We start from the raw sequence: 13,002 nt of genomic DNA, 5'->3' as shown, positions 1-13,002 counted from the left end.
GAAAGATTCCCGTGGGGGGTTGTGCGTGCGTGTGAAAAAGTGGCGTGAAGACGCCCAACCGGTACGGTCCGACGCCGAAGGCGCCACCGTGTCCGGAACCCAGCAGCTACCCGGAGTTACCCCAGGCGGCACCGGTCCCGTGCCCCGACAGCGGCACGCCGGAACACCGGTCCACGCCGGGCGGTCCGGAGGCAGAGGCGCGCACGCCCAGCCGCGCTCGGGTGGGAACGGAGCGCCCGGAGCGACCGGATCAGCCGGAACGTTTCCCGGTCGCCCGTGGGAGAACCCGGCGGAGTTCGGCCACACCCACGACCCGCACGAGGTGACGGTCCAGCTCGACGGAGTGGGCCGGCAGTTCGAGGAACTCCTCGTACGGCAGGCCACGGAGGGCCCGGACGCCGGGCCCGGTGACGGCCCCGTCTTCGTCGACGAGACCGGCCGCCGCAGCCGCCGGTACCGCCGGATCGGGATGGCCGTCGGCATCTCCTGCGCGGTGTACGCCGTCGTCATCGTCGCCACCCTCCTCTCCGGCAACTCGGATGCGCCCTGGCTGCCGGTACCGGGCCAGCAGGACGAGCAGCCGGCGGGCAAGGTCGACACCTCGCCGCTGCCCGCCGAGTCGGTGCGGCCGTCGGACTCGCCCGGGGTCGTGCCGGCCCCGGGGACGTCGGTGAGCGCGGGAGTCACTCCGCCGCAGGGGACCGCCCCCGTCACCCCGGGCACCTCACCCAGCGCTGCCACGAAGCCGGGTGCGACCCTCGCGCCCAGCGCCTCGGCCAGCGCCGGCAAGCCCGATCCGGGGACCACGACGCCCGGTCCGGCCCCCGAGCCGTCCGTGTCGGTGTCCAGCGCGCCGCCGGAGCCGAGCCCTTCGGAGAGCGTCGTCACCTCGCCCGACCCGTCGCCGTCGCCCTCCCCGGCCACCGACGGCGGCACCGGCACGGTCGCCAATGGTCCGAGCGACCCGACCCCGATCGCCGAGAGCCCGGCCGAGCCGAGCGGCTCCGGCGCCACCGGCGACCCGGGCGCCTCGACAGCGCCGGCCGGCTCGACGGCGTAGGAGCTCCCCATGTCATCTCGCGGCGCCGGCCATCCGGTCGGTCCGCTCCCCGGCCGCCGGCAGTCGCAGCGACCCGACCTGGATCGTCGAGCGCCCGTTCGCGCCGAGTGGCCCCGCTGCCACCGGCGATCCGGGCACCTCGGCGGCGTAGGAGCTTTCGGTGTCACCTCGCGGCGCCGGCCATCCGGTCGGCCCGCTCTCGGGCCGTCGACGGTGACACCGGCACGGTTGCCGACAGTTCTGGCGACCCGGCCAGATCCCGATCGCCGAGCGCCCGGCCTGGCCGAGTGCCCCCGCTGTCACCGGCGAACCGCTTGCCCCGACCAGCGGAAGATCCGCTGACCCGCCGCCCCTGTCCTGATCTCCTCGTCCCCGGAGAACAACCTCTGATGGCATCCCGCACCCGCCGCCACGGCGCCCGAAACGGCGCCGAGGGCGCCGCCCGGCGCCGACGGCTGCCCATGCGCCTGCTGCTTCCCTCGCTCATCCTGGTCGCCCTGATGGCGATGCTGATGCTGCGCGGGTACGTGCACAGCGAAATCCTCGCCGACCACCGCATCCAGGCCGAGGCCTCCACCGACCGGGTGCCGGAGAAGATCCTGGAGGGCGGCCCGGTCATCGACACCAGAAGCGGCCAGACCGCCAGCCTGAACGTGCCCGACCACCGGCTCGTCCTCACGTTCGACGACGGCCCGGACCCCGAGTGGACCCCCAAGGTCCTCGACGTCCTCAAGAGACACCACGCGCACGCGGTCTTCTTCGTCACCGGCACCAACGCCTCGCGCTACCCGGAACTCGTACGGCGCATGGTGGCCGAGGGCCACGAGGTGGGGCTGCACACCTTCAACCACCCCGACCTCTCCTTCCAGTCGAAGGCCCGGATCGACTGGGAGCTGTCCCAGAACCAGCTGGCGCTCGCCGGTGCGGCGGGCATCCGTACCTCGCTGTTCCGGCCGCCGTACTCCTCCTTCGCCGACGCCATGGACGACAAGTCGTGGCCGGTCACGGAGTACATCGGCAAGCGTGGCTACATCACCGTGGTCAACAACACGGACAGCGAGGACTGGCGCAAGCCGGGCGTCGACGCGATCATCCGCGAGGCCACCCCCAAGGGCGGCAAGGGCGCGATCGTCCTCATGCACGACTCCGGCGGCGACCGCCACCAGACCGTCAAGGCCCTCGACCGCTTCCTGCCCGACATGAAGAAGCGGGGGTACACGTTCCGGAACCTCACCGAGGCCCTCGACGCGCCCAGCGCGCACACACCGGTCGCCGGTGTCGAACTGGCCAAGGGCAAGGCGTGGACGTTCCTGGTCCAGGCCTCCGACAACATCACCGACGTACTGGTCGTCGGTCTCGCGATCATCGGCGTGCTGGTGTTCGCCCGGTTCGGCCTGATGCTGCTGCTCTCCGTCCTCCACGCCCGCCGCACCCGCCGCCCCGACTTCAGCTGGGGCCCGCCGATCACCGAACCCGTGTCGGTGCTCGTCCCGGCGTACAACGAGGCCAAGTGCATCGAGGCCACCGTGCGTTCACTGATGCGGAGCGAGCATCCCATCGAGGTGATCGTCATCGACGACGGGTCGAGCGACGGCACGGCACGCATCGTCGAGGACCTGGGCCTGCCCAACGTACGCGTCGTGCGCCAGCTCAACGCGGGCAAGCCCGCCGCCCTCAACAGGGGTGTGGCGAACGCCCGTTACAACCTGATCGTGATGATGGACGGCGACACGGTGTTCGAGCCCGGCACCGTCCGCGAACTCGTCCAGCCCTTCGGCGACCCGCGCGTCGGCGCCGTCGCGGGCAACGCCAAGGTCGGCAACAAGGACTCCCTGATCGGCGCCTGGCAGCACATCGAGTACGTGATGGGCTTCAACCTGGACCGCCGTATGTACGACGTCCTGGGCTGTATGCCGACGATCCCGGGCGCGGTCGGCGCGTTCCGGCGCAGCGCCCTGAAGCGGGTCGGCGGGATGAGCGACGACACGCTCGCCGAGGACACCGACATCACGATGGCCCTGCACCGCGACGGCTGGCGGGTGGTGTACGCGGAGAACGCGCGCGCCTGGACCGAGGCCCCGGAGTCCGTCCAGCAGCTGTGGTCCCAGCGCTACCGCTGGTCGTACGGCACCATGCAGGCGATCTGGAAGCACCGCCGCTCGATGATCGAACGGGGCCCGTCGGGCCGCTTCGGCCGCGTGGGCCTGCCCTTCGTGTCGCTGTTCATGGTGGTGGCACCGCTCCTCGCTCCCCTGATCGACGTGTTCCTGCTCTACGGACTGGTGTTCGGCCCGACCGAGAGGACCGTCCTCGCCTGGCTGGGCGTCCTCGCCATCCAGCTGATCTGCGCGGCCTACGCGTTCCGCCTCGACCGGGAAAAGATGACCCACCTGATCTCGCTGCCCCTGCAACAGATCCTCTACCGCCAGCTCATGTACGTCGTCCTGCTCCAGTCCTGGATCACCGCCCTCACCGGCGGCCGGCTGCGCTGGCAGAAACTGCGCCGCACCGGCGTCGTGGGCTCGGCACCCGACGCCGTACCGGCCGCCCGGACGAGCGGCACCGCCGACCGGAGGCCCGTGGCATGACCGAACGACATACGGCGGCCACGACGCCGTACGACGAGACCAACGAGACCACCACACCCTCGTACGGAGTTCCGCAGCAGCCTGCGCCCGAGGAAGCGACCACCGCAGAGCCCCGTTCGCCCCGGGCGGCGAAGCCGGGCCGCGACCGCTATCTCGACCTGCTCCGCAGCATCGCCCTGGTCCGGGTCGTGGTGTACCACCTGTTCGGCTGGGCGTGGCTGACCGTGCTGTTCCCGTCCATGGGCGTGATGTTCGCGCTGGCCGGTTCCCTGATGGCCCGTTCCCTGAAGCGCCCGGCACTCGGCGTGATCCGGGGCCGGATACGGCGCCTGCTGCCCCCGCTGTGGGCGTTCAGCGTGGTGGCGCTGGTGCTGATGTTCTTCGCCGGCTGGCAGCCGGCCAAGGATCCCGACCACGGCGGCACCTGGGGCCTGGTCGAACTCCTGAACTACCTCATCCCGATCGGCACCCCGCCCTACCCGTGGAGCATCGGCTCCAAGTCCGGGCTCCTGGAGAACACCTGGGCGAGCCAGGCCGCGGGCCCCCTCTGGTACCTGCGGGCCTACCTGTGGTTCGTGATCGCCTCGCCGCTGCTGCTGTGGGCGTTCCGCCGGTTCCCCTGGCCGACACTGCTCGCCCCGCTGGCCCTGACGGCGGTCGTCGGTACGGGAGTTGTCGACATCCCCGGTGAGACGGGCAACGCGGTGACCGACTTCGCGGTGTACGGCGGCTGCTGGGTGCTGGGCTTCGCCCACCACGAGGGCCTGCTGAAGAGGATCCCGCGCTATCTCGCCGTGTCCTGCGCGGTCCCGCTCATGGCCTTCGGTATCTGGTGGGCCTCGGGCCACAAGGGCCCCGACGGCTGGGACCTGAACGACATCCCGCTGGCCCAGGCGATGTGGTCGTTCGGGTTCGTGGTGATCCTGCTCCAGTACTCCCCGTCGTGGCAGGAACTGCCGGGGCGCCTGGCGAAGTGGGACAGGCTGGTCACGCTCTCCAACAACCGAGCGGTCACGATCTATCTCTGGCACAACTTACTCATCATGGCCACGGTCCCTTTGATCGACCGTCTGTACGAACTCCCGTTCATGACCGACGGGATGGTGTCCGCGCTGGACACGACGTACAACCTGTGGATGTTCATCCTGGTCTGGCCCCTGATCGGCCTGACGATACTGGCACTGGGCTGGATCGAGGACGTAGCCGCGAAGCGGAGCCCACGGCTTTGGCCGGACGGGCACGGGGCGAAGCGGGGGGGCGGGCGACGGCGGGGGTGAGCGCGAGAGACGGGGGAGTGGGACGGCCCGGCACCTTGGTGGGTGCGGGGTTTCCTGCGCGAGGCCTTCCTGGTCTCGGCCGCCGGGCCATCGGTCAACCGGCTCCCTGGGCTCCGGCCACCTGGGTCCTGGGCCAGTACCTGGCCACCCGGGTCCTGGGCCGGTCACCCGGCCCCGGCCACCCGGTCACCGGCGTCTGGTCATCGGGCCGGGGCCCGATGACCACCGTCCCGCGATCATCGGGCCCCGGCCCTCTGACCCCCGGCCCCGGTCACCCGGCCCCGGCCACCTGGTCACCGGCACTTGTGCCCCGGCCACCTGGCCACCGGGCCCCGCCCCTCTCGCCACCGGCCCCGGGCATCGGTCACCGGATCCTGGCCATCTGGCTACCGGCACCTGACCATCGGGTCTCAGTCATCTGGCCACCGGGCCCCGGGCACCCCGCTACCGGCCACCATCCGCCCAGCACCGGCGACCCGGCCGCCCGACCTCGGCTTCCGGCCCCCGGGCGATCGGGTCAGAGCAGGAGCAGTAGGACGGCCAGGGCGACGAGCAGTGAGTCGATCCGGTCCAGCAGGCCGCCGGAGCCGGGCAGCCAGCGGCCGGTGTCCTTTGCCTGTGCCCCTCTTTTGACCATGGACTCGAGAAGGTCTCCGGCCGGGCCGCCGACCGCCACCGCCACTGCCATCGGCCAGGTCAGAGTGGACAACACCGCGAGCATGCCGACGCCGGCCGCAGCCCCGGCCAGGGTCCCGCTCCACCGCTTGGCCGGTGACAGTGGCGACAGCCTCGGCCCGCCCAGCCCCCGACCGGCGAAGTACGCCACGATGTCAGCGATCGAGACCGCCATGAACAGCGCGAGCGCGCTCGCCCCCAGCGGCACCAGGGAGGCCACCACACTCAGCCAGGCCAGCCCGAGGAGACCCGCGCAGAGCCGGCGCAGGCCATGATCGGCGTCGCCGGCCAGGAGCGGCACCGCGGCCACGGCGAGCGCCCCGATCGCGACCACCCGGAGCACCTGCCCGGGCGCCAGCCAGGCGGTCAGCACCACGCCCGTCACCGCCGCGGCCAGCACCACCCGGTCCACCCGGCTCAGCCGCATCAGTCCGCCGAACTCCATCACCGCGATAACCCCGACCACGATGGCGAGGACCGCGGTGCCCGGGCGGCCCCACCAGAACGCACCGGTGACCAGCGGCACCCCGACTGCCCAGGCGCACCATCGGACCATCAGCTCGCGGCGCCGGGAAGCCGCCACCGCGACGCCGCCCAGCGCCAGCGCCCCACCGAGGCAGGGCGCCAGGGAAGCCACGGTGATCACCGGGCGGATCCGGCGACCGGAACGCCATCGATCCGGGGACCGAGCGCGGCCGAACGCGGCAGCAGTATCTCCAGCGCGGCCTGGAAGGCGGCCACGATGCACGCGTTCTCGGCGGTGTCCTTGACCGCGACGCGCACAGTGCGCCCTTCGTACTCCGGCGACAACGGCGACAGATCTCGCAGGTACACGTTGTGGCGGCGGCACTCGTCGACCACCTGTGCGGCACTGGGTCCGCCGTACGGCAGGGTCACGTTGAGAAAGTTCGCCACGCCCTCCTCGATCATCACGGTCTCGTCCAGCCCGGCCAGGTCGGCGGCCAGTCGCCGCCGCAGCGCGTGGGTGCGAAGCCAGCGGTCGCTGTAGTAGGCCGGGTCACGCAGGGCCGCCACCGCGGCCAGCTGAGCGGGGAGGCTGACCGGCCAGGGTGGCGTCCACCGGCGCAGCCGCGCCGCGGTGGCAGGCTCGGCCACCAGGTACGCGGCCCGCATTCCGGACAGCGCGTACATCTTGGAGAGTGAGGTGCAGACCACCACCCGCGGGTCCGTGGCGGCGAGGCCGGCGAGCGACTCGGTCGGGTCGGCATAGCCCAGGTATGCCTCGTCGATCCACCAGCGGGTCGCGGCCGGGGCGGCGGCGATCAGTGAGCGCAACTCCGCGGCGGGCGCATGGCGGCCGGTCGGGTTGTTGGGGTTGACGACCACCACGAGGTCGTAGCGACCGGCCCCGACGGCAGCCGCCAGCCGGGCCGGATCGATCCGCCAGCCGTCCTCGCGGCGCAGCCGGAACCGGTCCACCCGGCATCCGATCACCCTCTCGGTGACGTGGGCGTACTCGCCGTAGCCCGGATCCATCAGCAGCACCCTGCTCTCCGGGGTCAGCCACTGGCCGAACGCCCGGAAGATCAGGTCGGACGAACCGGCGCCGACCGCGAGCGTCTCCTCCGGCAACCCCCGGGCCGCGGCGATCTCCGCCAGCAGACCCTCGGCGCCGGTCGGCGGCGAGGTCCGTGCGGCCCAGGCCGGATCCTCGGCGAGCGCCGCCCGCACTCCGGGGGCCGGTGGGAACCAGGCGTCCAGCACGTCGGCCGCGACCACCTGGTGCCGCCGGTGCAGGCTACGGAAGTCCGTGCCGATGGCGGTGAACGAGGCACCGCCGTGCTCGCAGCCGTCCGGCCGGGGTGCGAACGGCATGTCCAGCTGCCAGTCCACTCCGGACCGCAGACGCTCCAGCGTGGTGCGGTAGCGGTCCATCGTGGCCATCGTCAGCTCGGTCACGTTCCCGGTCAGCACCTCGAACGTCAACGCACCGCTGTGGACGGTACGGCCGACCGGACGCAGGCCGGCGGCCAGGTACATGCCGAGCAGTTCGGTCCGCCCCATCGCCACCATCCGGCGACCGCCCCGGGAGGCGATCCAGCGCAGCGCCGCGTACATCAGCAGCGGTGCTGCCGCCGAGGCCCGCCATCGCGGCTCGACAGTGAGGATGCGCACCTCGAACAGACCGCCCTCGCTCAGCAGCGGCAACTCGTCACGGGTGAGGTACTTGTCCAGCGCGTACCGCCCCAGCCAGGGCGGAGTCAGACTGACAAACCCGATACGGTCCGCCCCTCGCGCCGCGACCAGATAGACGTTGTCGCCGTCCAGCCCGTCGCGAAGCCGCCCGGTCGGATCCGGCACATGCTGGCCCAACTCCTGTGCGTACACCCGATGGCGCAGTTCGTGGAGCCACTCCCGATCCTCCGGTGTGGCAACGCGCAACTGCAGATGACGACGCATGGGGACCTCTCTCGACGCGGACCGGGCGCTCCATCGTGGAGAACACGGCCCCGGCCACGTCAGAGCCGAGCGACTCAGTCGGCCTGAGTACGCGTACTCACGGGGTCACTCCGCCGCGCCGACGACGTCCTGGCGAAGGGAGGTGCCCTTCGGGGCGAGGCCGCCGTGCTCTGGCCGTGACCTCCGTCTGCGTAACCTCTCATCCGACCTCCTCGCGGGGTGAGAGCAAAGTTCCCTTCCGGTCACCCACAGCCACAGGGCCGAAACGCGCTCTGCCTACCTTCGGGACTCATCACCGCTCAGCACCCCAAAAAAGAACCACCCGAGCCCCGGACCACCGTGGAGGCGTCATGACAGCCCCTAGTTCAGCCCCCGCACCCGGCAGGGGAGGCCGCTGGATCGAGCACTGGGATCCCGAGGACGAGGCCTTCTGGAACGCGACCGGCGAGAAGGTCGCCCGCCGCAACCTGTACTTCTCCGTGCTCTCCGAGCACATCGGCTTCTCCATCTGGACGCTGTGGTCCGTGATGGTGCTGTTCATGGGACCGGAGTACGGGCTCACCCCGGCCGACAAGTTCTTCATCGTGTCGATGGCCACGGGCGTCGGCGCCGTCGTCCGCGTCCCCTACACCTTCGCCGTCGCCCTCTTCGGCGGCCGGAACTGGACCATCGTCTCCGCGGCACTCCTGCTCATCCCGACGATCGCGGCGTTCATCGTCATGGAGCCGGGGACGTCCTTCAACACGTTCCTCGCCTGCGCCATGCTCGCCGGCATCGGCGGCGGCAACTTCGCCTCCAGCATGACCAACATCAACGCCTTCTTCCCGCTCAGGAAGAAGGGCTGGGCCCTCGGGCTCAACGCCGGCGGCGGCAACATCGGTGTCCCGGTCGTGCAGCTCATCGGCCTCGCCGTCATCGGCGCGAGCGGCGGTCCGCGGGTGCTCCTCGGGATCTACATCCCGCTCATCCTCATCGCCGCCGTCCTCGCCGCGGTCAAGATGGACAACATCGCGCACCTGAAGAACGACACCGGCGCCGCCAAGGACGCCGTCAAGGACGCGCACACCTGGATCATGTCCTTCCTCTACATCGGGACGTTCGGGTCGTTCATCGGCTACAGCTTCGCCTTCGGCCTCGTCCTGCAGACCCAGTTCGGGCGTACGCCGCTCGAGTCCGCGTACGTCACCTTCATCGGCCCGCTGCTCGGCTCGCTGATCCGGCCCGTGGGCGGCGCGCTCGCCGACCGCTTCGGCGGGGCGAAGATCACGCTGTACAACTACGTCGGCATGGCCGGTGCCACCGGTGTCATCGTCGTCGCGTCCATGCAGAAGTCGCTGCCCCTCTTCACCACCGCCTTCATCGCCCTGTTCGTCCTCTCCGGCCTCGGCAACGGCTCGACCTTCAAGATGATCCCCGGCATCTTCCAGGCCAAGGCCCTCGCCAAGGGACTGGAGGGTGAGGAGGCCGCGGCCTACGGCCGTCGCCTGTCCGGCGCCTCCATGGGACTCATCGGCGCGGTCGGCGCGCTCGGCGGCCTCGGCATCAACCTCTCCCTCCGCCAGTCGTTCCTGAGCGTCGGATCCGGCACCGGAGCCTTCGTCGCCTTCCTCGCCTTCTACGGGGTCTGCTTCCTGGTCACCTGGGCCGTATACCTTCGCCGTCCGTCCGGTGCGCAGGCCACCGAAACCGCACCCTCCGAAGCAAAGCCGCAGCTCAACTACGCCGAGGTGTGACCCTCGCCGGAAGCGGCTTAAGTAACACCAGCGACATGAAGTCGAACCGAGCCTGTCACGCGCTGTTGACAGGCTCGTTCGGCACCCCTGTGCAGATGTGACCCGACTGCGGGACGAGAGCCATGTTCGACGAACAGCAGCGACCAGAACGACCGGAGCCACCGGACCACGGGCCCCTCGCGGGGTTCACCGTGGGTGTCACCGCCGCGCGTCGGGCCGACGAACTCGGGACCCTGCTCCAGCGGCGGGGCGCCGCCGTCGTGCACGCGCCCGCTCTGCGGATCGTGCAGCTCGCCGACGACAGCGAACTGCTCGCGGCCACCAAGCAGCTCATCGGCCAGGCGCCGGACATCGTCATCGCCACCACCGCCATCGGCTTCCGGGGCTGGATCGAGGCCGCCGACGGCTGGGGGCTCGGGGAGGATCTGCTCGCCTGTCTCGGCGGCGTGGAACTGCTGGCGCGCGGGCCCAAGGTCAAGGGGTCCGTCCGGGCCGCCGGGCTCAAGGAGGAGTGGTCGCCGGCCTCCGAGTCCATGGCCGAGGTGCTCGACCGGCTTCTGGAGGAGGGCGTCGAGGGGCGCCGTATCGCCATCCAGCTGCACGGCGAGCCGCTGCCCGGCTTCGTCGAGTCGCTGCGTGCGGCGGGCGCCGAAGTCGTCGGTGTGCCCGTCTACCGGTGGATGCCACCGGAGGACATCGGCCCCGTCGACCGGCTCCTCGACTCCACCGTCTCGCGCGGCCTGGACGCGCTCACCTTCACCAGCGCGCCCGCCGCCGCGTCCCTTCTCTCCCGCGCCGAGGAACGGGGCCTGCTCCCCGAACTCCTCGCCGCCCTCCACCACGACGTCCTCCCGGCCTGCGTCGGCCCGGTCACCGCCCTGCCGCTCCAGGCCCATGGCGTCGACACGGTGTCCCCCGAACGCTTCCGGCTCGGCCCCCTCGTACAGCTCCTCTGCCAGGAACTCCCTTCCCGCGCACGGGCGTTGCCCATCGCCGGGCACCGCGTCGAGATCCGCGGGCACGCCGTCATCGTCGACGGCGCTCTGCGGCCCGTACCGCCGGCCGGAATGTCCCTGATGCGGGCGCTGTCCCGGCGGCCGGGGTGGGTCGTCGCCCGCGCCGAACTGCTGCGTGCGCTGCCCGGAGCCGGCCGCGACGAGCACGCCGTGGAGACGGCGATGGCACGCCTGCGCACCGCCCTCGGCGCGCCCAAACTGATCCAGACGGTCGTCAAACGCGGCTACCGGCTCGCCCTGGACCCGGCGGCCGACGCCAAGTACTCCGACGCGTAGCCCCTCCGGGCCGGCATGGTCATCGTTGTCCGCGAGGCGGCCCCGGAGGAGTCGCGCCCCGGCAAGGGGACGGCGAACTGCGCGCCCAGCCCCACCGCCCCGCAGGTGGACGAGCCGCGTACCAGGCAGGGCGGACACCTCCACCGGCGTGCAGGTGGAGGAGTCGCGTACCCGCCGGGGCGGGCGTCTCCACCGGCCTGCCGGGTGGACGAGCCGCCCAGCCCGCGGAGCGAGTCGCCTCCACCGGCCCACGCCGAATGAACCGCGTATCCCGCGGAGCGACCTGCACGAGGGGTTCCGGCCGTGACAGCGGGCAGGCACTGTAGAGGGAACGGTTCCCCTGACCCCCTCAGTGGCATCCCACCGACATCCCACCCGGCATCCCGGCTGCCCTGAACGGTGGCGACTCCTAGGCGGTGACAGGGCACATGGCATCGGAGACGACCGTGGCCACAGCCTCGTACGAGCTGCGTTTCGACGCCGGGCGGATCTGCCTGGACCTGCTGGCGACCGCCCACCCCGACGAACGGCTCGGTGCCGTCGAGCCGCTCCGCGCCTGGATCGCCGCGTCCGGACTCGTCCCGGCGGGCACTCCCCTGCACCACGCCGACACCTCCTGGGTCGCGCACTTCCGTGAACTGCGGGACCTGACCGGCCGGTTGACCGGTCAGTTGGTGCACAGCCCCCCGGTGGCCGACCCCCGCCACCTCGACCAGGCCCTCATCCGTCTCAACGAACTCGCCCGCCCGGCGGCCCCGGCCCCCCGCGCTGTCCGCGCCGGGGACGGCACCCTCGTACGGGAGTTGCACGGGCCGCCCGACTGCGCGGCCCTGCTCGGCGCGGTCGCCAGGGACGCCGTGGAGCTGCTCACCGACCCCGTGGCACGCGCGTGCCTGCGCCAGTGCGAGGGCGACAGCTGCTCGATCGTCTACCTCGACACCTCCCGGGGCAGACGGCGCAGATGGTGTTCCAGCGAGATCTGCGGCAACCGGGAACGGGTCGCTAGACACCGGCGGCGGGTCGCCCTGGCACGCGCGTAGATCGTTTCCAGCACGCGCGTAGACCGCTCCGGAGAGGTTCGCAGATCGCCCATAGTGGGTCTTTCGCGCGGAATCGGACCTGGCAACTCCCCTGGGTTGCAGTGACCTTGGTTACACGTGTGTTTCCAGTCGGCGCGCCGCGGGCATCGCCCCGAACTTGCCAGTGTGGCGGAAATGTAAAGCACTTGCGGCAGGAATGTGCACCCTTGTCCCTCACGTCGGGGACGGACAAAGAAAGTTGTGGTCACGCGTTGAACATCCCGCATGCCACTTCCGTACTTGGTGGCGAGCGACCGACCGGGGGAACCCGGGACAGCGGAGGTGGGCGTGCGTAAGGATTCCGTCGTGGCCAATGAACAAGGACCGAGGGCCCGACATCGCATGTCCCAGCCCTCGGAGCCCGACGAGGACTTGATGCGTGCGCTCTACCGAGAGCACGCGGGGCCCCTCCTGGCGTACGTCCTGAGGCTGGTCGCCGGAGACCGGCAACGAGCCGAGGACGTCGTGCAGGAGACACTAATCCGTGCCTGGAAGAACGCCGGTCAGCTCAATCGAGCAACCGGTTCGGTACGCCCCTGGCTGGTGACGGTCGCCCGGCGCATCGTCATCGACGGGCACCGCAGCCGGCAGGCCCGGCCGCAGGAGGTGGACCCGTCGCCGCTGGAGGTAATCCCCGCGGAGGACGAGATCGACAAGGCGCTGTGGCTGATGACGTTGTCGGACGCGCTCGCCGACCTGACCCCCGCCCACCGGGAGGTCCTGGTCGAGACCTATTTCAAGGGACGTACGGTGAACGAAGCCGCCGAAACGCTGGGCATACCCAGCGGAACGGTGCGCTCACGGGTCTTCTACGCCCTGCGTTCGATGAAGCTCGCACTAGAGGAGCGGGGGGTGACGGCATGAGTATTTACGGGGG

The 13,002-nt window shown here is 71.1% G+C and carries 9 protein-coding genes; 7 read left to right on the top strand and 2 right to left on the bottom strand.

Annotated elements, in window-relative coordinates:
• Positions 1 to 139: 139 nt before the first annotated feature.
• From G3I56_RS43145 to G3I56_RS03655, 3 genes are all read left to right on the top strand, one after another.
• Entirely contained in the window at positions 140 to 1,060 is a 921-nt protein-coding gene (locus G3I56_RS43145) for a hypothetical protein (RefSeq protein ID WP_203688971.1), read from the top strand.
• A gap of 389 nt (positions 1,061 to 1,449) precedes the next feature.
• Positions 1,450 to 3,648: a glycosyltransferase gene (locus tag G3I56_RS03660; protein ID WP_164407082.1), complete on the top strand. Its 2,199-nt coding sequence runs from the start codon at positions 1,450 to 1,452 to the stop codon at positions 3,646 to 3,648.
• A complete protein-coding gene (locus G3I56_RS03655) occupies positions 3,645 to 4,925 on the top strand; it encodes an acyltransferase (protein WP_164407081.1) in 1,281 nt (426 codons plus the stop codon). The genes G3I56_RS03660 and G3I56_RS03655 overlap by 4 nt, the downstream gene beginning before the upstream one ends.
• A gap of 517 nt (positions 4,926 to 5,442) precedes the next feature.
• On the opposite strand, the gene G3I56_RS03650 is transcribed toward G3I56_RS03655, so the two are convergent.
• Together G3I56_RS03650 and G3I56_RS03645 are read right to left on the bottom strand one after the other, a co-directional pair.
• Complete coding sequence (locus tag G3I56_RS03650; RefSeq protein ID WP_343239849.1) at positions 5,443 to 6,246, bottom strand: phosphatidate cytidylyltransferase; 804 nt, start codon at positions 6,244 to 6,246, stop codon at positions 5,443 to 5,445.
• A complete protein-coding gene (locus G3I56_RS03645; RefSeq protein ID WP_164407080.1) occupies positions 6,243 to 8,021 on the bottom strand; it encodes a histidinol-phosphate transaminase in 1,779 nt (592 codons plus the stop codon). The genes G3I56_RS03650 and G3I56_RS03645 overlap by 4 nt, the downstream gene beginning before the upstream one ends.
• A 350-nt stretch (positions 8,022 to 8,371) precedes the next feature.
• Between G3I56_RS03645 and G3I56_RS03640 the strand changes: the two genes are divergently transcribed.
• The 4 genes from G3I56_RS03640 (at position 8,372) to G3I56_RS03625 (ending at position 12,989) form a co-directional block, all read left to right on the top strand.
• Positions 8,372 to 9,754, top strand: a complete 1,383-nt coding sequence (locus G3I56_RS03640; protein WP_164407078.1) for a nitrate/nitrite transporter — start codon at positions 8,372 to 8,374, stop codon at positions 9,752 to 9,754.
• 122 nt (positions 9,755 to 9,876) lie between these two features.
• Positions 9,877 to 11,046, top strand: coding sequence for a uroporphyrinogen-III synthase (locus G3I56_RS03635; RefSeq protein WP_164407076.1), 1,170 nt, complete (start codon positions 9,877 to 9,879; stop codon positions 11,044 to 11,046).
• Positions 11,047 to 11,474: 428 nt separating this feature from the next.
• Positions 11,475 to 12,086, top strand: coding sequence for an ABATE domain-containing protein (locus G3I56_RS03630; protein WP_164407075.1), 612 nt, complete (start codon positions 11,475 to 11,477; stop codon positions 12,084 to 12,086).
• A 381-nt stretch (positions 12,087 to 12,467) separates the two neighbouring features.
• Positions 12,468 to 12,989 (top strand): sigma-70 family RNA polymerase sigma factor, encoded by a 522-nt coding sequence (locus G3I56_RS03625; protein WP_203688970.1) that lies wholly within the window; start codon positions 12,468 to 12,470, stop codon positions 12,987 to 12,989.
• Positions 12,990 to 13,002: the final 13 nt, after the last annotated feature.

Origin of the sequence: Streptomyces sp. SID12488 (assembly GCF_010548275.1) — a bacterium.
Classification (GTDB): domain Bacteria; phylum Actinomycetota; class Actinomycetes; order Streptomycetales; family Streptomycetaceae; genus Streptomyces.
This window is presented reverse-complemented; position numbering and strand designations above follow the sequence as displayed.